Annotated in this window: 22 protein-coding genes; 2 read left to right on the top strand and 20 right to left on the bottom strand. The window is 53.9% G+C overall.

From position 1 onward, the window contains the following. Nucleotide 1: 1 nt before the first annotated feature. The 8 genes from OGX81_RS03810 to OGX81_RS03775 all read right to left on the bottom strand — a co-directional run bounded on the left by OGX81_RS03810 (nucleotide 2) and on the right by OGX81_RS03775 (nucleotide 6,543). Nucleotides 2-697 (bottom strand): FliA/WhiG family RNA polymerase sigma factor, encoded by a 696-nt coding sequence (locus OGX81_RS03810; RefSeq protein ID WP_110123515.1) that lies wholly within the window; start codon nucleotides 695-697, stop codon nucleotides 2-4. Between the two features lie 19 nt (nucleotides 698-716). Next, nucleotides 717-1,187: a flagellar basal body-associated FliL family protein gene (locus OGX81_RS03805; RefSeq protein WP_012133676.1), complete on the bottom strand. Its 471-nt coding sequence runs from the start codon at nucleotides 1,185-1,187 to the stop codon at nucleotides 717-719. Nucleotides 1,188-1,200: 13 nt separating this feature from the next. After that, the gene (locus tag OGX81_RS03800) at nucleotides 1,201-2,274 is read right to left on the bottom strand and encodes a flagellar hook-length control protein FliK (RefSeq protein ID WP_012133678.1); all 1,074 of its coding nucleotides are present in this window, start codon (nucleotides 2,272-2,274) and stop codon (nucleotides 1,201-1,203) included. Next, the gene (locus OGX81_RS03795) at nucleotides 2,274-2,579 is read right to left on the bottom strand and encodes a hypothetical protein (protein WP_012133679.1); all 306 of its coding nucleotides are present in this window, start codon (nucleotides 2,577-2,579) and stop codon (nucleotides 2,274-2,276) included. Before OGX81_RS03795 ends, OGX81_RS03800 begins: the two co-directional genes overlap by 1 nt. Next, a complete protein-coding gene (gene fliS / locus OGX81_RS03790) occupies nucleotides 2,576-2,968 on the bottom strand; it encodes a flagellar export chaperone FliS (RefSeq protein WP_012133681.1) in 393 nt (130 codons plus the stop codon). Before fliS ends, OGX81_RS03795 begins: the two co-directional genes overlap by 4 nt. A gap of 22 nt (nucleotides 2,969-2,990) precedes the next feature. Further along, the gene (gene fliD / locus OGX81_RS03785; protein ID WP_047458617.1) at nucleotides 2,991-4,319 is read right to left on the bottom strand and encodes a flagellar filament capping protein FliD; all 1,329 of its coding nucleotides are present in this window, start codon (nucleotides 4,317-4,319) and stop codon (nucleotides 2,991-2,993) included. A 204-nt stretch (nucleotides 4,320-4,523) separates the two neighbouring features. Beyond that, nucleotides 4,524-5,417, bottom strand: coding sequence for a flagellin N-terminal helical domain-containing protein (locus tag OGX81_RS03780; protein WP_024130627.1), 894 nt, complete (start codon nucleotides 5,415-5,417; stop codon nucleotides 4,524-4,526). Nucleotides 5,418-5,664: 247 nt separating this feature from the next. Beyond that, nucleotides 5,665-6,543 (bottom strand): flagellin N-terminal helical domain-containing protein, encoded by an 879-nt coding sequence (locus OGX81_RS03775; protein WP_024130628.1) that lies wholly within the window; start codon nucleotides 6,541-6,543, stop codon nucleotides 5,665-5,667. 743 nt (nucleotides 6,544-7,286) lie between these two features. Here OGX81_RS03775 and OGX81_RS03770 point away from each other — a divergent pair. Then, complete coding sequence (locus tag OGX81_RS03770; protein ID WP_047458621.1) at nucleotides 7,287-8,240, top strand: winged helix-turn-helix domain-containing protein; 954 nt, start codon at nucleotides 7,287-7,289, stop codon at nucleotides 8,238-8,240. Then, nucleotides 8,212-8,682, top strand: a complete 471-nt coding sequence (locus tag OGX81_RS03765; protein ID WP_012133689.1) for a hypothetical protein — start codon at nucleotides 8,212-8,214, stop codon at nucleotides 8,680-8,682. Before OGX81_RS03770 ends, OGX81_RS03765 begins: the two co-directional genes overlap by 29 nt. Before the next feature lie 40 nt (nucleotides 8,683-8,722). Here the strand turns inward: OGX81_RS03765 and OGX81_RS03760 are convergent, their stop codons facing one another. Genes OGX81_RS03760 through flgB form a run of 12 tightly spaced genes read right to left on the bottom strand, consistent with a single transcriptional unit; the run spans nucleotide 8,723 to nucleotide 18,504 of the window. Continuing rightward, a complete protein-coding gene (locus tag OGX81_RS03760) occupies nucleotides 8,723-9,727 on the bottom strand; it encodes a hypothetical protein (protein WP_049011795.1) in 1,005 nt (334 codons plus the stop codon). 5 nt (nucleotides 9,728-9,732) lie between these two features. Next, a complete protein-coding gene (gene flgL, locus OGX81_RS03755) occupies nucleotides 9,733-10,650 on the bottom strand; it encodes a flagellar hook-associated protein FlgL (RefSeq protein ID WP_071818870.1) in 918 nt (305 codons plus the stop codon). Nucleotides 10,651-10,672: 22 nt separating this feature from the next. Then, nucleotides 10,673-12,058 carry a flagellar hook-associated protein FlgK gene (flgK, locus tag OGX81_RS03750; protein WP_012133692.1) on the bottom strand — a complete coding sequence of 462 codons (1,386 nt, stop codon included), beginning with the start codon at nucleotides 12,056-12,058 and terminating at the stop codon, nucleotides 10,673-10,675. Nucleotides 12,059-12,061: 3 nt separating this feature from the next. Beyond that, entirely contained in the window at nucleotides 12,062-12,451 is a 390-nt protein-coding gene (locus tag OGX81_RS03745; protein WP_071259975.1) for a rod-binding protein, read from the bottom strand. A gap of 9 nt (nucleotides 12,452-12,460) precedes the next feature. Next, complete coding sequence (locus tag OGX81_RS03740) at nucleotides 12,461-13,564, bottom strand: flagellar basal body P-ring protein FlgI (RefSeq protein ID WP_012133694.1); 1,104 nt, start codon at nucleotides 13,562-13,564, stop codon at nucleotides 12,461-12,463. Beyond that, nucleotides 13,564-14,229 (bottom strand): flagellar basal body L-ring protein FlgH, encoded by a 666-nt coding sequence (gene flgH / locus OGX81_RS03735; protein ID WP_012133695.1) that lies wholly within the window; start codon nucleotides 14,227-14,229, stop codon nucleotides 13,564-13,566. The genes OGX81_RS03740 and flgH overlap by 1 nt, the downstream gene beginning before the upstream one ends. A gap of 26 nt (nucleotides 14,230-14,255) precedes the next feature. Beyond that, the gene (gene flgG, locus OGX81_RS03730; protein WP_012133696.1) at nucleotides 14,256-15,041 is read right to left on the bottom strand and encodes a flagellar basal-body rod protein FlgG; all 786 of its coding nucleotides are present in this window, start codon (nucleotides 15,039-15,041) and stop codon (nucleotides 14,256-14,258) included. 21 nt (nucleotides 15,042-15,062) lie between these two features. Then, the gene (locus tag OGX81_RS03725) at nucleotides 15,063-15,794 is read right to left on the bottom strand and encodes a flagellar basal body rod protein FlgF (RefSeq protein WP_058668668.1); all 732 of its coding nucleotides are present in this window, start codon (nucleotides 15,792-15,794) and stop codon (nucleotides 15,063-15,065) included. Next, nucleotides 15,794-16,984: a flagellar hook protein FlgE gene (gene flgE, locus OGX81_RS03720; RefSeq protein ID WP_012133698.1), complete on the bottom strand. Its 1,191-nt coding sequence runs from the start codon at nucleotides 16,982-16,984 to the stop codon at nucleotides 15,794-15,796. Before flgE ends, OGX81_RS03725 begins: the two co-directional genes overlap by 1 nt. Nucleotides 16,985-17,018: 34 nt before the next feature. Beyond that, a complete protein-coding gene (flgD, locus tag OGX81_RS03715; protein ID WP_012133699.1) occupies nucleotides 17,019-17,702 on the bottom strand; it encodes a flagellar hook assembly protein FlgD in 684 nt (227 codons plus the stop codon). A 2-nt stretch (nucleotides 17,703-17,704) separates the two neighbouring features. Continuing rightward, nucleotides 17,705-18,130 carry a flagellar basal body rod protein FlgC gene (flgC, locus tag OGX81_RS03710; protein WP_012133700.1) on the bottom strand — a complete coding sequence of 142 codons (426 nt, stop codon included), beginning with the start codon at nucleotides 18,128-18,130 and terminating at the stop codon, nucleotides 17,705-17,707. Between the two features lie 23 nt (nucleotides 18,131-18,153). Then, a complete protein-coding gene (gene flgB, locus OGX81_RS03705) occupies nucleotides 18,154-18,504 on the bottom strand; it encodes a flagellar basal body rod protein FlgB (protein WP_012133701.1) in 351 nt (116 codons plus the stop codon). Nucleotides 18,505-18,549: the final 45 nt, after the last annotated feature.

The following is an 18,549-nucleotide window of genomic DNA, read 5'->3' as shown; positions in this document are numbered from 1 at the left end:
TTCACTTCTGGAAAAAAGACTGAATTTTTTGCGCAATGATTTTATTGAGCTGACATACCCTGGCCTCGGTTAAATTGAGGACCAGCGCAATTTCCTTCAGGCTCATTTCATGCTGGTAATAGAGCGTGAGAATAAGTTGCTCACGCTCATCAAGACTCGCCAACGCGTTGCGTAACGTTCTGCTGACGATGATCTCTTCTTCAAGCGGACGGCTATCCAGCGCCCCCGCATATACGTCATTACCCAAAAGATCGTCGAGACTCTCCAGCGTTTTGGCGCAATCGAGTAAGAGATATTCCTGATACTCTTCAGCCGTAATGGAAAGATGGTGGCTGATATCCTCAAAGCTGGGCGTACGTCCCAGCTGACGCGCAATCTCGCGGATCGCGTCATTGAGCTTATGCGTTTTCTGTCGCAAACGACGCGGACGCCAGTCAAGCAACCGCAGCTCATCCAGTACCGCGCCGCGAACGCGTTGTATGGCATAAGCGGCAAACTGCTCATCAGGATGGCCGTAACGGCGCAACGAGGTTAACAACCCCATTAGCGCGATCTGTTCCATATCATCCTGATCAATAACGCTACTGGTCTGGTAAGCGAGTTGCTTCACCACTTTGTTGACGAGCGGCAGATACGTGCTGACATAGCGCGCTTCATCCGCAGGCGTCAGCGTTTCACTTGCGATAAAATCCATCATGTCCAATACGGCTTATCAATCACTGGAAGACCATTTTGCTGATGATGACGTCATCAAAGGGGACGTCCATCTTCAGGCTGTCGAATCTGGCGGCATAGGCGGCTTTGAGTTTGTCGTGCAGGTTGCTGACGCTTAGCGCACGCACGGCGTCATAGTCCATTTCAGAAAACAAATTGACGGTCGCCCCGCGAATCGCAGGGATCATGTCTTGCGCCGTCCGCGCGTTTTCCGCGCTCATGGTCGCCAGGTTCAGTTCCAGCATCAGATAACGCTCCGCATTACCTTTCCCTTTCAGGGTGATGAGGATGTTTTTAATTTCCACGAACTCCACCTGTTGCGGCGTGGAGGATTTAAATAAGCTCGTCAACGGATTGCTCTCCGATGCCGTGTCCGCGCGAAGTAGCCAGGTGCCGGCAACGGTTAAACATGCCGTCAGTAAAGCGGTAACCAAAGCGATCGCCAGCCCAAAGGAGATTGTTTTTGCGTTCATAAATGTCTTTTTGTTAAACGGTCAGTAATACCGAATCATCTTCACGGCGGGTGCTTTCTGATTCCGGCAGACCTGCCGCGATCTCATCTCCCGCCTGAATGATGGCGTGTTGTTGTGCGAACTGCTGTTCTTTACCCTGCTGCTGCCCTGACTGAGAGGAGACCTGCACGTTTACCTGAACAAAGTTCTGTTCGGTCAGGCTCTGGCGCAGATCGTTGCTCGTTTGCTGAAGCGCACGATAGACCTCTGCATGGCTGGCGTTGATTTGTACCTGTACGCGCCCGTTATCAAGCTGCAACGAGATGTCGATCTTGCCCATTTCAGGCGGATCGAGACGGATAGTGGCGTGCTGGATCTGGTTCTTCACCTGAAGTTGCAGACGATCGCCCAACGCGCTTTGCAACTGCTGCGTCCAGCGGGAGGTTTCCGTATCAAGTTTTAATGTCGAGGTATGCGCAGACATTGCATCAGGCGTCACCGCCGCCGTTGGCGTCGTGGAGACAACGGAGACCGGCTGCGCATTCACTGTCGGCGTCGCCACAGCGACTGCGGTCATAAGCTGCGGCGTAATGTGCTGCAACCCTGCGGTTGGCGTCTGCGGCGACTCGGTCGCAGGCGTTACGTTAACCCCTGCCGCCAGCGTCGGGCGCAGCGTTGGCGATAACGCCCCCTTCTCCTGCAACTGTCCCGCCAGTAACGGCTGCGTCTGCAACGTCAGCGCATTCATCTCGTTTTGCGAACGACCCGCGTAGCTGACGGGTTTAACCGGCATCTGCCCGGTCATCAACAGCGCCTGCAACAGCTGCTGTTGCGCATCGTCTTTCAACGGAGAGGCATCCTTCTGATGCCGATCGCCCGTATCATCCTCATCCTGCACGCTCACCGGCTGCGCGCTGACGGTAATCCCCAGGGCATTTTTGCCCTGCCCGCCCATCAGCGTGCTGACAACATTCATCAACGCATCGTTGAATCCTGGCTGCGTCTGCCCGGCAGATGACTGAGCGCCGCTCTGTCCGGCGATCGTCTCCGCCTGCATCGGCAAACCGGAAGCGTGCCCCGCATTTTGAGAAAGATTGAGAATATCCATTACCCCATATCCTCTGCGTCCATAAACGCGGCATACGCCGTCGCACCTTCACGATTGCGCATGGCGAGCGCCATTTTGTTCGCGATAATGTCGCTCTGCCCCTGACAGTAATCGCGCACCTGACGGTGAATCTCCCGCAGTTCGTCCAGGGCTTTGCTGTCTGCCGCGTCCAGGGGTTTACCCCGGACAGCGGTAAGCAATTCAGCAATCTTCAGGTCAACATTCCGTACGGCAGACCAGTTATGGTCGGCTGCGGCCTGGCGTAACGCCTGCATCAGCGTTCGCATCGTCAACGCATAGCTCATGTTCCCTGACCCATTTTTTCCCAGCCGTCCTGAATATTGCCGAGGATAACTTCCACCTCTTCAATATTTTCGACAGACAGCTTGTGGCTGGCGTCATAGAGGCGGTAAACGCAGTAGTCATAAAGATTCGCCAGACTTAATGCCAGCTCGCCGCCTTTTTCAAAATCCAGCGCGCTGGTCAGCGCGTTCAGGATGTCGATGCATTTATTAATGCTTTGCGCCTTACGTTCGTAGCGACGCGCCGCAATATGGCTTTTCGCGCGTACCAGTTCGTCCATCAGGCCATTGAACAACATCAGCACTAACTGATGCGGATTCGCTGCTGCGGCCTGAATCGCCAGGTCAGATTGGTGATAGAGGCCGAAGCCTTCCTGCTCGTTACCGTACATTGAAAGTTAAATTCCCTAAGAATTAGCTAAACATACTCATGGTGTTATTCATCTGCGTCATGATCGACTGTAACTGCGTGAACTGCTTCAGGTAGCGGTTATAGGAGGACTCATAACGCGTGTTCATTTTTTCGGTTTTGGTGTCGATGTCGCGCTGCTGTCTGTCGAGCGTTTCCTGGCGACCTTTTAATAAACCGGTGCTGGTGTTCAGGTATTTATCCAGCGATTTATCCATCGCTTTAATCAGCCCGTTATTCCCGTTGAAGAAATCAGCGACCGATTGCGGATTTGATTTCAGTTGCTCATTGAGCGTGTCGGCGTCGATCGACAGCTTGCCGTCTTTGTCGGCAGTAATGCCGAACTTCGTCATGTTTTGGTCGCCGAAGGTGCCGCGCAGCATGTTGCTCAGATCGTTGGTTAACGAGGAGATACTGGCATCACCGGCAAACGCGCCGCGCGAATCAGAGCTGCTGCCGGTCGCCGTCAGCCCGGAGATGGTGTCCTGCAACGTGTTATAGGCATCGATAAAGGCCTGAATTTGCTCCTTTGTCCCCGTGGCATCCGTGTCGACTGAAATAACCAGCGGCTTGTTGGCTTCGGTGGTGCCGGTCAGTTTGATCGAAACGCCGTCTACCAGGTTATCCAGGGTATTGGAGCTGCTGGAGTAAACGGTGCTGGAATCGCCAACGGTGAATTTGGCATCTTTACCGGCGGTAATCACATTCTCGCCATTAAAGATATCCTGACCGTTGGTCATGCCGCTGGTATCCAGCTGAATATCGTATTTCTCGCCGCTCTGATCGCTGCTCATCATCAGCGTCACCTTGCCATCAATACGCATCAGCGAAGCGGTAACGCCGTTCTGACCGTCGTCAGAGGTCGCGGTGTCAGACGCGCTCGGGAAATCCGCATTATTGATGGCGTCGGCAAAATCAGCGAGGCTGTCTAAATCATCCATCTCAATTTCAAGGCTCTCGCCGTTGAGATTGATCTTCAGCGTACCGCTGGCGTTTTTAATCGCCTCATCATCAAGCCCGTCAAACCCTTTCTGCTGCGCAGAAGCCAGTTGGGTGACGTTCAGGCTGTATGTCCCTTTACGGGCAGACGCGCTGGCGGTGATGGTCGCGATCCCTTCCTGGTTCATGGTCGCGGTATTTTTCAGCACGCTGGTGCTGGAGGAATTCAGCCCGGTGATTGCCGAACGGAAATCCGACAGGGCGGTACGCAGCGAGGAAAGCGCTTTTTTCTGCGCTTCCAGCGTGGAAGTCTGTGATTTCAGCGAGGTTTGCAGCGCAAGAATGTCATAGCCTGCCAACTGTGTGGCCAGTGTCGTTGGATCAAAATCAGACATAGTGGGTTTCTCCGGGCACGCGCGCCGCTTTCAACATACAGCAGATAAAGCAACTATCGTGCCAATTTTTTAATAAGTATTTATCAATGAGTTACGTAAGAGGAGGAATGTCCCCTTCCGCAATTTCCGGCAGAAGGAAGCGCATTGCCGGATACAAAAACACCGCCATACAGCGGTGTTTTAGGGGCAGATATCCGCGAAGGATTAACCCAGCAGAGACATCACCATGCTGGACATGCTGTTGGACTGTTTCAGCATGGACATGCTGGTTTGCGCCAGCATCTGGTTACGGGTCATGGAGGAGGCTTCGCTGGCGAAGTCCGCATCCTGAATGTTGCTCAGCGCCAGATCGGTGTTGTCTTTCATGTTCGCCAGGTTAGCCGCGGTGTGGCCCAGGCGGTTAATGCTCGCACCCATTTTGGAACGCACGGCGCCGACGTCATTCAGCGTAGTTTCCAGGTTGTTCATCAGATCTTTCGCGCCGGCAGCGTCAGTAATGTTGATGCCGCTGGCCGAGTAGTAGCTGCTGCTTGTATCGCTAATCGTGCCAAAACCGCCGCTGGCATCAATCAGCGAGTCGGTGCCAGAACCTTTCAGCTCTTTAGACAGATCAACCTGCATGGTTTCATCGGTGGAAGAGCCAATCTGGAAGTTCATCGCTTCGCCAAACTTACCGGAAGCGCCGAACAGTTTGTCACCTGCATAGGAGGTGTTGTTCATGATGTTCTGCAACTCAGAGTTCAGGTCGTTCAGCTCGGCGTTGATGGCATCGCGGTCTTTGGTGGTGTTGGTGTCGTTCGCTGCCTGGGTGGCGAGATCTTTCATGCGGTACATGATGTTGCTCACTTCGTCGAACGCACCTTCGGAGGTCTGTAGCAGCGCAGTGGCATCAGAGATGTTGCGCTGTGCAACGGCCATGCCGTTGGTCTGGCCCTGCAAACGGGTGGCAATCTGTAGACCCGCCGCATCGTCCGCTGCGGAGTTAATACGCTTGCCAGTACCCAGACGTTCCATTGCGGTGGACAGCAGATTGTTGGATTTATTCAGGGCATTGGTGGATGCCATGGAAGAAGCGCTGGTGAAAATAGAAAGCGACATAGATATTCCTTATTCATTCAGGTCATTCATTCGTTGTACTGACTCAAAACGACACATCCATTTCGAAAATTAAATCCGACGACGTTCGAATGACCATTTTTCAGGCAACCCGGGGAAAAAATGGCGAAGAAAGACGGCAAAAAGGAGCTGCACTGCAACAGCAGACACAAAAAAAGCCGCACCCCGTGCAGGATGCAGCGTCATAAGAACACATCGCCTGCCTTTCCAGGCAAGCGGCGGCTTACTGTTAACCCAGCAGAGACATCACCATGCTGGACATGCTGTTGGACTGTTTCAGCATGGACATGCTGGTCTGCGCCAGCATCTGGTTACGCGTCATGGAGGAGGCTTCGCTGGCGAAGTCCGCATCCTGAATATTGCTCAGCGCCAGATCGGTGTTGTCTTTCATGTTTGCCAGGTTGGCCGCGGTGTGGCCCAGGCGGTTAATGCTCGCACCCATTTTGGAGCGCACGGCGCCGACGTCATTCAGCGCCGTTTCCAGAGAGTTCATCATCGCCGTAGCGTCGGAGGCGCTCCCGATGTTGATACCGGAAGCGGTGTTGTTCCAGTCACCGATACCCGAGAAACCAGAAGCGCTAAACAGGCCACTCGCTGTACCGCCCAGTTCATCACCCAGGCTCACGGTCATGGTTTCTCCAGAGGAAGAACCAATCTGGAAGTTCAGGGAATCGGCAAATTTACCGCCAGTACCGAATAATTTATCGCCTGCATAAGACGTGTTGCCCATGATATTTTTCAGTTCGGCATTCAGGTCGTTCATTTCAGCGTTGATGGCATCACGGTCTTTGGTGGTGTTGGTGTCGTTCGCTGCCTGGGTGGCGAGATCTTTCATGCGGTACATGATGTTGCTCACTTCGTCGAACGCGCCTTCTGCGGTTTGCAGCAGTGCGGTGGCATCAGAGATGTTACGCTGCGCAACGGCCATGCCGTTGGTCTGACCCTGAAGGCGAGTGGCAATCTGCAAGCCGGCCGCATCGTCCGCTGCGGAGTTGATGCGTTTGCCGGTGCCCAGACGCTCCATTGCGGTAGACAGCAGATTGTTGGATTTATTCAGGGCATTGGTGGATGCCATAGAAGAAGCACTGGTGAAAATCGAAAGCGACATAATATATTTCTCCTTGGATTACCTGTCTGTTTTATCAGGTTCTTGTCGTTGCTGACTGATAAAAACGACCCACCACAACGAAAAATTAAATTCATTTAATGAAAATTTATTTAAAGATTTGTCACCCTCTTTTTTCAAGACGAAAAATATCCAATTAATTATTCTTATTATACCATCCTCAATAAACCACCTTTAGCCCGGCAATAAAACCAACCCCATAATTATTCAATCAGGCGACACAAACGATAAAAAAATTAACTCCGCTCCTTTATTTTTTCTTGTTTATTGTTTTAATCTGCCAAAAAATATACCCACACCCCATGAAAGGAGATTGATGAACACAAATTTTTCACATTCGCAGGGCCTGATTTTACATAAGGATCTTTTAACTATTTCGATTAACTTTTAATCAGAAGAATTAATAATAAGGCGAATCTTTCACTGCAAATGAGGTTGCACATCACATTTTTATCGCGTAAAAAGAGCGCCAGGAAAAGATGATTCCGCGATAATCAGAACAACAGCAGGCCGCTGGTGTCTTGTTTCTGAGTGCTGTTCAGGCTGAAAAACAAACTCAGCCATCGGCAAAAGCGCTTTTCGTTTCCTCACCTCCCGCAGGCAAGCGGCATTCATTAAGAATTTCAAATGGAATTAACAGATAGTCAACATCCGTGTTCAGGCTATATTTTCTTGCGATATTTAGCCGTTGCATTTACTGGGGTGGTATATCCATCGATGAATAAATGAATAAACGCTATTACTCCGTTAATAACTGGCTGGTTGATATCCCCTCTGGATCTATTCTCCATTTAACAACAGGGGAACGTAAACGTCTGGGAGAATATCAACTCAAGCTCCTTGAAACGCTCATGCAAGATGCAGGAAAGATCTTTACGCGTGAAGAACTCACCACGCTGGTCTGGGAACGCCGCGTCATCGGTAATAACAGTCTGCCCAATGCCATCCACGCGCTGCGTACGGCACTGGAAGACGACGGCAAAAAGCAAAAAATCATCAAAACCATCCCTAAAAAAGGGTATTTGCTTGAGCCTGATTATTGCTGCTTTATCGAAAAAGAAGAGAGCGAGGTTCGCGACCCCGAAGAAAATCATCTTCCGCTGGAAGAAAACGCCCCCTCCGATTTAGCCGGGGAATATGAGGTTGTCGACGAGACGTCACTTCCTGTCGCGGAACAAGTGAACGATATCGTCCGCGTAACGCCGCCTGCAACGACCAGGCCAGTGAAAAAATCCATCCACTGGACCACCGTGTTTTTACTGCTCGCGCTGACGGCGATCGGCAGCATACTCTTTACCGGCTGGTACATGAAACTGAAAGGCCATGAGCATCTGGTCGCCCAGGAGATACAGCCTAACGTTTACAGCAACATCAACCTGTATTCCATTGGGACGAGCAGCGAGCCGTCTTATGACGCCAATAACTTGTACACCAAGCTGAAAGACACTTTTTATACCATTAATCAGCAGATCAAAATGCAGTCAGTCAGGATGAGCGTCTACTTTAGCATCACCAATTCATCGCTGAACTACACGTTCGCCCTTACCAGCCAGTGCGACAAAAAGCAGTTAGCGATGACGATTTATCACTGGCGTATCGATCCGACACGGCTGAACAACCTGATTATGCGTGAAACCCGGAGAAAACTGAATGAAATGGCAACATGCAAAGAAAGTTAATCTTGTGATTTTGTTGAGTATTTCCGTGCTTCTCGCCATCGCATTCGGCACCAGCACCCTCACAGGCGGCGCAGAGCGACCCAATACGGATGTGGAAGGGACTTTCCAGCTTGGTTTCTATGACCTGATGTCGCAGACGAAAGAAATTTATAATTCGCGGATGAAAACAACGAAAGGCACCATTCTGGCGACCATTACCAGCCCTGATGACAATCGTTTCGTACTAAAGGAAAAATTTACGCCGACGTCAGGGAAAAACGGCAAACTCTATTTTTACCTGACGCCCATCTACTACACCACCACGCACAAGGGGCTGATGATAGATGGTCTGGTCGATATGTTGATGAACACCAATTTCTGGATGGAGCCGCTGGCATTTAACGGGCAACCGCTAGTGGTAGGGCAAAGCGGGTCGATTTTTCTCTACCCTATCCAGCAGTAAGTCAAAACCGGAGGCGGAGGCCCGCTTCCGGTTACGATAATCACCCCAGCAAATTTTTTACCGTCGCCAGCCTGACGTTGGCCTGCGCGCCCAGCGCCCTGGAGAGGGTGCTGTAGCTGCTGGCGCTGCTCGCCAGCGCTTCCCCCAGGCCGCGCGCGGTTTCCCGGGCCTGCGCCGGGCTGTATACCGTCGCCATATCATTGATGCGCGACGCCACGCGCTCCTGCTGTTGGCGAAGCCTGCTGCGCTGGGTGGTAATGTGCTCCAGCGTATTTTGCAGCTTTACCTGGCTTTCCCTTTCCCGACGCGTCGCCAGCGAAACAACCTCATCGCTGCTTGCCGTTTCCGCCTGTGGCGTGAGCAACGTAAACGCATCGGCGGGGAAATGTCTGCCCTCTCCGCGCACGGTGAGCTGTTGGCTGACCCGCTCCCAACGGCTTTCATCCACGCTGAACATCAGTTGCCCGTTTGCCGTCTGACGCGCATGAATCCCCAGACGGCCCAGCCCCACATTCAACTGGGTCAACGTCTGACGCGGCGTCGCCTCTTCCGGCAACGAAATGGCGGTCATCTCACGCTGCCGCCCGCCCAGTGAAAATACCAGCGTTTCTCCCCCCGGCTGGCTGAGAAGTTTCTCACTGCCGGGAAGCGTAAAGTTAACCGTGCTTTTTTGCTCCAGCGACGCGGTCAGATGGCGATCGACAGTGCCGCCGGAAAGCTGCGTCCGACGCATCAAATGTTTTTGCAGCGTATTCGCCGGCTGCGTCGCATCGCCGCGAAGCGACGACTGACGCACCTGCAACAATTGCGTTTCCGTCTGCGCCAGATAGCTGTCAGCCTGCTGCACTGCCGTGAGTTGTTGATTTAGCTGTACGTTGTAGCGCATCGGACGGCGGGACAACAGCGCCGATTCGGGGAACGCATTGCGGGTCGCGGTGATTTCTGGCGCGTTGACGCGGCCGACCGTTTGCGGCGCATCAATGCTTCCGCGCCCGGTTGCGGGCGCAGAAGTCGTAAGGGACGTTGTTTTTAAACCTACCTGCATAACAATTACAACAGACTAAACAAGTTAAGCTGACTCACCATACTGTAAGCCTTATTAGTGATCTGCACCGACTGCGTATACAGTTGCAGGTTGATACTGGTGGTCGCCCAGTCCGTTTCGGACAGGTCCCGTACAACCTGATCGTTCGCAAGGCTGACATCGCTGTGCGCATCGCTGAGCAGCGTCAGGCGGTTCTGACGGCCGCCAAGATCGGTGAAGAGGCTGGAGATGTTATCGCTGGTATTTTGCGCGACACCGATCATCTCCTCCAGTTCGTCTTTATAGTCAGCGTAATTCGCGTTCGGGTCCTGCATTTTGTCGCTGAGCGCTTTCAATTTATTCAGCATCTCAAGGTCGTTTCCTGAACCGGAGAATGCCTGAGCGACCTGGGTGTTTTCCGTAATAGAGACGCCGTTCGCGACAATCGTTTCGCGGCTGCTGTCATTGCCGCCGTACACATACTGCCCTTTCGCCTCGTCCCACGTTACCGTCTGGCTGTCAGTCTGCGTGCCGGAAAACAGATAGCTGCCGTTTTCATTTTTAGCGTTCAGGGTGGCGACCAGCGAATCCAGCATTGAAGAAAGCTCCATGCCGTAACCCGCCATATCTTTCTGGCTGAGCGTACTGTTATTCGCCAGCTTCAGCTTATCGCCGACCGCCAGCATCTGGTTACTGAGCGCGGTGATGTTCGACTCCTGAATCGACAGCGCGCCGCTCAGGCTGGAAATATTGCTCTGATACTGTTTAATCGCAGACTGCTCACGGTTCAGTTGCACCAGACGACTTGCGGAAACAGGATCGTCAGACGGCACATTAATGCGCTTTTGCGTCGACATCTGCTCCATCAACTTACTGATACGCGTGCCGTTAACGCCTAATTGCGCCAGCATGGCATTTGAGTTGTAAAGACTACTAATACGCATAATTTAAATTCTCTGATGGCGCTTAAAACATCCCCAGCAGGTCGCTGAAGATCTGATTTCCGGTGGAGATCACCTTCATGTTCGACTGGTAAGCCTGCATGTAGATCTGTAGATTAATCGCCTCTTCATCCTGGTTTACCGCGCTCAGGTTATCGCGCTGATTCTGCGCCTGGTCGCGCACCGTCGACGCCGCTTCCATTTCTGTTTTGCTCTGCTTACTGGCAATACCGATAGTGGAAATGATCGCCGCAGCCCCTTCGCTCAGACTCATATTTCCCAGACCCGGAATATCCGTTTTCTGGTTTTTCAGTTCGATCAGCGCCTTCAGGTTATCACCGTTGCCCGGTACGCCCGTGCCGTCGTCGGCCTGGATGCCGGACAGCGCCAGTTCTTCAGGCTTCAGATCCGTCACCTGCAACATGCCCGCAGGATTGCTCGGATCGAAAGTAAACAGCGGCTTGCCTGAATTGCCATTCAGGTCATAGCCCTTCGCCAGCTGATCGTTAAACAGTTTTGCCACCGATTCCGCCATCCCTTGCACCGAATCTTTCATCTGTTGGAGGGTGCCGGTTTCATAATCATACAGCGCGCCAAGTTGACCGCCCGCCGACGGGTTCAGCGTGAACTCGCTGGTGGAAAATTTCAGCGTCAGCGTGGAGTTGCCGTTGGCGTCCTGCCCCGCGCTGAGCTGCCCGGCGACCTTACCGCTCACCAGCGGCTGACCGTTCGCCATTGAGACGGTGTACCCGCTGGAACCATCGTCCGTCACCTTCACGTCCGCCAGCGTACTTAACTGTTTTACCAGTTCATCACGCTGATCGCGCAGTACGCTGCTGTTACCGCCGGTTGACTCCATGTCGGTAATTTTTTTGTTGTAGTCCGCAATACTGGTACTCAGGGTGTTGATCTGGTCAACCATCGCGTTGCGCTGGGTGTTGATCGACTCTTTCTGGCTGGAGATGAAGTTGTTAACGTTATTGAAACGGGTCGCCAGCGCGCCCGCCTGGTTAATAAGCTGCTGACGCAGCGCCGGGGATTCCGGCGTCTGGGTCAATGCGCTCAGGGCGCTGACAAAATCATCCAGCCCGTTACCAAGACTGGTAGAGTCGGTGCCGATCACCTGTTCCAGCGCGCCGATATATTGATTTCCGGTTTCGAAATAGCTGGCTTTCGAGTTGGTCTGCCACACCTGATTAACCAGATACTGACTGGAGATGCGGCGAATACTATCGACCTGTACCCCGTTCCCGGCGGTAAAACCTGCTTCCCCCATTGGGCCGATGGAGCTTTGGATAATGCCCTGGCGGCTGTACCCCGGCGTCAGCAGGTTAGCGATGTTCATCGAGGTGACATTCATGCCCACCTGGGCTGCCTGCAAACCGCTGAAGGCAATATTAATCATACTCATGGCTTACTCCTGCCCGCGCATTACCGGAACCACAGGCGTTTTAAGTTCTTTCGGTTGCTCTTCTAAAGCGGCCATTTCATCCGTCTTCTTAAGCGGCGTATTCACCTGCGGCGAAAGCTGGTTGATGATCATCTGGGTAATCCCGGTGCTGCGCTGAGACGCCAGGTCAGACGCCAGTCGGTCATCGTAAAAATCACGCATCATCCGCTGCTGTTTGCTGTTGAAAGGGTTGTCTTCCCCCAGCACATCGGACGCCTTGCGCATTTGCGACAGCATGGAACGCAGCATCAGCGCCTCAAACTGTTCGGCGGCCTGTTCAAGATTCTGCGGCTTTACCTGCCCGGAGAGATCGCCGGGCAGAATCGCGGTTTGTCGGTTAATGGCATTCAGCATGGTATTTCCTTAAATCACGACCAGTTCAGCATCCAGCGCGCCAGCTTCATGCAGCGCCTGTAAGATAGCCATCGTGTCGTCCGGCGCCGCGCCAAGGCTGTTAATGGTATTCACGATGCTGCGCAGGCTGGTTCCTGCCGCAATGGTCACCATCTGACCCCGGCCACGGTTAACGTTGACGTCGCTTTCCGGCGTGACAACCGTTCTTCCCTGGCTGAATGCGCCAGGCTGGCTGACGTTCGACGATTCGCGGATGGTGACGGTCAGGTTGCCGTGTGATACCGCCGCAGCGCGCACCACTACGCCATCGCCAATGACCACCGTTCCCGTTCGGGCGTTGAACACCACGCGTGGCGGCTGTTTACCGGCGTTAATCTGCACATCTTCCAGAGAGGACATAAAGGCCACCCGATCGCCCGCGCCCATCGGCGCACGTACCGCCACGTTAGTCGCGCTTTGCGCGGTCGCCGTGCCGGAACCAAAGGCGTTGTTCAGCGCGACTGCGACGCTGTTGGCAGTCTTAAAGCTGGGACGTTTCAGGTTCAGCATCACCACCGGCTCCTGCTGAAAATCGCTCGGCACTTCGCGCTCCACCGAGCCGCCGTTTGGCACACGGCCAACGGTCGCGGTGTTGATGGTCACGCTGGAGCCGCTGTTGCCCTCGGCTTTCACGCCGCCTACCACCACATTCCCCTGTGCCAGCGCATACACTTCGCCATCAGCACCGCGCAGTTGAGTCAGCAGCAGCGTACCGCCACGCAGGCTTTTCGCATCGCCAATCGAGGAGACGGTTACATCAATACTTTGCCCACGCGCATAGCCCGGCGGCAGCGTGGCGCTAATCGCCACGGCCGCGACGTTCTTCACCTTCGGATCAATCTTCGCAGGCAACTGCACGCCAAACTGGCGCAGCATGTTGGTAACGGACTGGCTGGTGAATTTGACCTGGTTTTTATCCCCTGTACCGTCAAGCCCCACAACCAGGCTGTAGCCCACCAGCTGGTTGCCGCGCACGCCCTGAATATCGACCACATCGCCAAGACGCTGCGCCGCCGCGTTCATGCTGCAAATCAGCAGGAAAAAGAGTGCCAGTTTACGCATCATGGCCTCCATTAAATTGGGAACAGCGGGTGGTTGAAGAAGCGGGTCAGCCAGCCTGCCGCATTCGCGTCGCTGAGCGCGCCGCGTCCGGCATAGGAGATACGGGCATTGGCGATTCGCTGTGAAGAGACGGAGTTGTCGCGTTCGATATCTTCCGCGCGCACCAGGCCCGTCACCCGCATATACTCATCCCCCTGGTTGAGGGTAAGCCATTTCTCCCCGCGAATCGCCAGCACGCCGTTTGGCAACACTTTATAAACCGCAACGGTGATCGCGCCGCGCAGACTGTTTTGCTGCTGCGAGGTGGCATTACCGTTAAAGTTTCGGTTGCCGTCAATCGAGCCGGAAAGCTTATCGATTGAATGGCCGAATGCTTCCGGTATCCCCAGGGAAACATCGTTTTTCTTACCAAAGTTAGTGCGCGCCTGCTTGCTGGCCTGAGTAGACTCATCCAGCTTAACGGTCAGGATGTCGCCTACGCGATAAGCCCGGCGATCCTGGGTCAACGACCAGTTGTAGTTGCCGTTATATAACCCACCGCCGCGCACCTGCGTTTCAGGCACCACGATATCTTCCGGCGGCGCATACGCCGCATCGTCTTTTTTCACCAGCAACGCCGGGCTTTCGCAGCCCGACAAAAACAGCGCCAGTAGACTGATAACTAACTGCTTTTTCATTTCTCTTTCACTTTAAAGCCCTGTCGTTACATCGACTGGGTGACAAACTTCAACATGTCATCGGCGGCAGAGACCATCTTGGCGTTCATTTCGTAGGCACGCTGAACGGTGATCATGTCGACCATCTCTTCAACGACCTGTACGTTAGAACCTTCCAGAGAGCCCTGCTCCAGTTGTCCGAGCGCGTCCTCGCCGGGTACGCCTTCAACCGCTTCGCCGCTGGCCGCCGTTTCACGGTATAAGTTGCCGCCTATCGCCTCCAGACCGGCCGGATTGACGAAGTTCACCAGCGTCAACTGCCCCAGCTCCACCGGATCGGTTTCGCCTGCCACCGTCGCGGTAATGGTGCCGTCTTTACCAATCTGCAAATCTTTGACGTTCTCCGGCAATTCAATCTGCGGCACCAGCGGCAGCCCCTGCGCATTCGTCAGCACGCCATCTGGCGTTTTCTGGAAATTACCAGCGCGGGTATACGCGATATCGCCATCCGCAGTTTCCACCTGGAAGAACCCTTGCCCGGTGATCGCCACGTCGAAGGTTTGCCCGGTGTTCTGGATGCTGCCGACGGTAAACTCTTTCTGCGTCCCGACGATCTTCACCCCGGTGCCATACTGAATGCCGGTCGGCGCGATATTGTTCTGATCGAGCTGCCCACCTGGCGTGCGCTGATTCTGATAAAACAGATCGGCGAACATCGCGCGATCGCGTTTAAACCCGGTGGTGTTGACGTTCGCCAGGTTGTTGGAAATCGCGGTCATTTTGGCGTCCTGCGCCGCCAGGCCGGTTTTACTGATCCATAAAGCGGGATTCATCTTTATTCCTTCTTATTGTTATCAGGTGCCACGAATCAGACGGTTGCCTGAATTAGCGAGATCTTCAGCGGCTTTCATCATCTTGATTTGCGCTTCAAACTGACGATTCAGCGCGATGCTGGCGACCATCTCATTAATGGCCGAGACGTTAGCGGTTTCCAGATGCCCGGACGCCACCATCACCTCTTCATCGCGTGGGTTAATCGCCGTGTTGCTCACCAGAAAGCCATCCACATTTTTGCTCAGATCGCTTACCGGAATGTTCACCAGCTTGATGCGGTCAACATCAACCGGCGCGGCAATATCGCCGTCGTCAGGCACGATAGTGATCACACCGTCCTCACCGATGCTGACGGACGAGAACGGCGGTAAAACGATCGGGCCGTTGTCACCTTCAACCGGCAGACCGTTGATCGACAGATCGCCCTCCGGGCTGACGTCGATCTGCCCGTTGCGGGTGTAAACCTCACGGTTGCCGCTGGTCAACGCAATCAGCCCATCGCCTTTAATGGCGATATCCAGATTGCGCCCCGTTTCACGTACCGCGCCAGGCGTCATATCCACACCGCCCTGAGTAGGCAGCGCCATATAACGCGAGGCATATCCCTCGCCGTTAACCTGCTGGGAAATCGCATTATCAAGATCGCTACGAAACCCCTGGGTATTCACATTCGCCAGGTTGTTTGCATGGATCTGCTGCTGCGACAAACTGCGCGATGCGCCGCTCATGGCGGTAAAAATCAAACGATCCATTACACCGCCTGGAAGAGAGCGTTCATCATGTTGTCGTTGGTGCTGATAACCTTCGTGTTCGCCTGGTAATTACGCTGCGCGGTCATCAGACCAACCAGCTCAGAGGTCAAATCCACGTTTGAGGATTCCAGCGCACCGGATTTCACAGAACCCAGCAAACCGGTGCCCGGCGTTCCGGTCAGCGGCGCGCCGGAACTGGCGGTTTGTACCCACGTCGTGCCATCTTTTGACGCCAGACCATTCGGGTTCGCAAAGTTCGCCAGCACCAGTTGCCCCTGCAACATCCGTTCGCCGTTGGAGAAGGTCGCGTAAACGCTGCCGTCTTCATCAATCGCCTGACCGGTACGTTCGCCAGACGCGTAGCCGCTACTGTTGTTTTTGCTGACGGAGAAGTCAGAACCGTACTGGCTGGTGCCGTTGTAGCTCAGATCGATAGAGAGATCCGCCGCGCCGGAGATCGATGTGGTCAGGTTCGTCAGGCCAACCGGGCTTTTCAGGACGCCCTGCTCGGTAAATTCTATCGCCTGGCTGCTGTCCGGGATTTCCACGTCGTCCATGTAATAGTGAACCTGCCAGGTGTTCTCGCCGGTTTTCACAAAATACTGGTTCAGCGTGTGCTCGCGTCCCAGGGAATCAAAAACCTGCGTGGTGTAGGTATTGTTATAGGAAGTGCTGTCTTTTGGGTTGAAAGGCGCCGTCTCCGGCTCGGCGGCGCGCGCGTCCAGGTTGGCGGTGAAGTCGAGGCTGTCGGTCGCCTTCGCCGGAATAGAGCCGCTGCTGATCGTCAGATTGCCGATCGTCCCCACTTCTATCTCGCCGTTAGCATTAACCGGGTAGCCCTGAAGATACATCCCCAGGTTGTTGATCAGGTTGCCGCTGCTGTCGGTGCCGAAGTAGCCCGCACGCGTATATGCCGTGGTCCCCGTGCTGTCACGCACCATGAAAAATCCGCTATCGCTGATCGCCAGATCGAGCGCATTTCCGGTGGTAGAAATGTTTCCGCCTCGGGTAATACTCTGGGTCACACCAGAAACCCCTACGCCCAGCGGCTGGCTTTCCGCATACAGTGAGGAAAATTCCGCACGGCCGGATTTGAATCCTACGGTGCCGGAGTTCGCAATGTTGTTGGAAATGGCGTTCAACTGCTCGGTAATTGCATTCAGACCGGAGGTCGCAATATTAAAACTCATAATAAATTCCTGTTAACTCAACGCTTAACCCGACTTACGCACGTTTCTGCGAGTCGCTGCCAAACTGGGTAATATTGTTGTAAGCAATCTCACCGATTCCGGTGATATTCAGTTGGATGGCGCTGCCATCAAGCGGGATGCGCACATTGTTGACGATGCCGCCCACTTCAACAGGAATGCCTTCCTCGCCCGTATCGGTCACAACGCTAAGGGTGTATTTCCCTTCGCTCAGGCCCAGCTCCTGCGGGTCAATGGTGAAGTCCACCTGCCCGGCGTCCTGTTTCCCCAGCTCAATTTTGTGCTCGGTGCCGGCCGCGTCTTTGACGATGACCGTCGTTACACCGGAAGCGTGATCCAGCGTCAGACGTCCGTTAATCGTCGTTTCGCCGTCAGAGTTGATAGCGTCGGTCTGCACCATCACATGCTGCCCGACCAGGTTGCCGGTGGTGAGCGTTTGCAGGTTGTCCATCAATACGGAACTGTTCGCCATCAGTTGCGACATGGTTTCCATTGACTGAACCTGCGTCAGCTGCGCCAGCTGGCTGACATACTCGGTGCCATCGGTAGGGTTCAGCGGGTCCTGATTCTGGATCTGCGCGACCAGAAGCTGCATGAACAGCGTGTTCATGCCGGCTGCGCTGCTGTTATTGTTGTTACTGGCAATGCTGCTATCCGACGTTCCTGTCTGACTTCTGGTGGACGTGCCGTCTACATTCATCCTTATACCTCTCCGAGTCTCAGCAGACTTTGCTGCATGCTTTTAACACTGTTCAGAACATCAACATTGGTTTCGAAACCGCGCGACGCCGACATCATGTCCGCCATCTCCTCCACCACGTTGACATCCGGGTAGTAGACATAGCCATCCGTATTCGCCATCGGGTTATGCGGCTCATAACGCTGTACGGCATTGCCGGTTTCGACAACATCCATCACCTGGACGCGCGCGCCGGTTAACGCCCTGCTATTCATTAACTCATCATTCTTATAAACCGCAGCAAACACCGGACGACGGGCTTTATAGACGCCGTCTTCGGTGGCGGAGGCGGTTTCCGCATTAGCGAGGTTACTGGCGATGGTATTCAGACGAACGGTTTGCGCCGTCATCGCCGACCCCGAAACGCGATAAATATCGGTAAAAGCCATATTCCGTTATCACCTGCGTAGGATTACTTACCTTCAATGGCCTTTTTCAGGCCCGTGAATTTCATGTTTAAAAATGCCAGGCTCATCTGATAATCCTGGGTATTCTTCGCAAACTCAGCCTGCTCGACGTTCAGCGCAACGGTGTTGCCATCGGAAGAGGGCTGATAAGGCACGCGGTACATCTCTTGCGGCGCTGACGGATTCGAAAAACTCCACGATGAACGTTGCATCTCAGCGGCAAAATCAATATCTTTAGCCTGGAAATTGGGGGTATCGACGTTTGCCAGATTGGCTGACAGCAACTCTGCTCGGGAAAGTCGAAGCGCTACAGCCTGTGGATGAACGCCCAATGCTTTGTCAAAAGTAATACTCACAACTCACACCCTCGTGATGCTAAACCTGCAATGATCTGCTTCCCT

Origin of the sequence: Citrobacter sp. CK206 (assembly GCF_030333125.1) — a bacterium.
Lineage (GTDB): Bacteria > Pseudomonadota > Gammaproteobacteria > Enterobacterales > Enterobacteriaceae > Citrobacter_B > Citrobacter_B koseri.
Note: the sequence above shows the minus strand (reverse complement) of the source record. Positions and strands in the feature narration are given on the sequence as shown.

Excerpts from the sequence above, each read along its gene's own strand:
- flgD (WP_012133699.1), bottom strand. The coding sequence starts at position 17,702 with ATGAATGTAGACGGCACGTCCACCAGAAGTCAGACAGGAACGTCGGAT.
- flgG (WP_012133696.1), bottom strand. The coding sequence starts at position 15,041 with ATGAATCCCGCTTTATGGATCAGTAAAACCGGCCTGGCGGCGCAGGAC.
- OGX81_RS03800 (WP_012133678.1), bottom strand. The coding sequence starts at position 2,274 with ATGGATATTCTCAATCTTTCTCAAAATGCGGGGCACGCTTCCGGTTTG.
- flgK (WP_012133692.1), bottom strand. The coding sequence starts at position 12,058 with ATGAGTATGATTAATATTGCCTTCAGCGGTTTGCAGGCAGCCCAGGTG.
- flgC (WP_012133700.1), bottom strand. The coding sequence starts at position 18,130 with ATGGCTTTTACCGATATTTATCGCGTTTCGGGGTCGGCGATGACGGCG.
- OGX81_RS03810 (WP_110123515.1), bottom strand. The coding sequence starts at position 697 with ATGATGGATTTTATCGCAAGTGAAACGCTGACGCCTGCGGATGAAGCG.
- OGX81_RS03765 (WP_012133689.1), top strand. The coding sequence starts at position 8,212 with ATGAAATGGCAACATGCAAAGAAAGTTAATCTTGTGATTTTGTTGAGT.
- fliS (WP_012133681.1), bottom strand. The coding sequence starts at position 2,968 with ATGTACGGTAACGAGCAGGAAGGCTTCGGCCTCTATCACCAATCTGAC.
- flgL (WP_071818870.1), bottom strand. The coding sequence starts at position 10,650 with ATGCGTATTAGTAGTCTTTACAACTCAAATGCCATGCTGGCGCAATTA.
- OGX81_RS03740 (WP_012133694.1), bottom strand. The coding sequence starts at position 13,564 with ATGGAGGCCATGATGCGTAAACTGGCACTCTTTTTCCTGCTGATTTGC.
- OGX81_RS03725 (WP_058668668.1), bottom strand. The coding sequence starts at position 15,794 with ATGGATCGTTTGATTTTTACCGCCATGAGCGGCGCATCGCGCAGTTTG.
- fliD (WP_047458617.1), bottom strand. The coding sequence starts at position 4,319 with ATGTCTGATTTTGATCCAACGACACTGGCCACACAGTTGGCAGGCTAT.
- OGX81_RS03745 (WP_071259975.1), bottom strand. The coding sequence starts at position 12,451 with ATGCTGAATGCCATTAACCGACAAACCGCGATTCTGCCCGGCGATCTC.
- OGX81_RS03775 (WP_024130628.1), bottom strand. The coding sequence starts at position 6,543 with ATGTCGCTTTCGATTTTCACCAGTGCTTCTTCTATGGCATCCACCAAT.
- flgH (WP_012133695.1), bottom strand. The coding sequence starts at position 14,229 with ATGAAAAAGCAGTTAGTTATCAGTCTACTGGCGCTGTTTTTGTCGGGC.
- OGX81_RS03805 (WP_012133676.1), bottom strand. The coding sequence starts at position 1,187 with ATGAACGCAAAAACAATCTCCTTTGGGCTGGCGATCGCTTTGGTTACC.
- OGX81_RS03760 (WP_049011795.1), bottom strand. The coding sequence starts at position 9,727 with ATGCAGGTAGGTTTAAAAACAACGTCCCTTACGACTTCTGCGCCCGCA.
- OGX81_RS03795 (WP_012133679.1), bottom strand. The coding sequence starts at position 2,579 with ATGAGCTATGCGTTGACGATGCGAACGCTGATGCAGGCGTTACGCCAG.
- OGX81_RS03780 (WP_024130627.1), bottom strand. The coding sequence starts at position 5,417 with ATGTCGCTTTCTATTTTCACCAGCGCTTCTTCCATGGCATCCACCAAT.
- flgE (WP_012133698.1), bottom strand. The coding sequence starts at position 16,984 with ATGAGTTTTAATATTGCGACCTCCGGTCTGAATGCAATTACCGAGCAG.
- OGX81_RS03770 (WP_047458621.1), top strand. The coding sequence starts at position 7,287 with ATGAATAAACGCTATTACTCCGTTAATAACTGGCTGGTTGATATCCCC.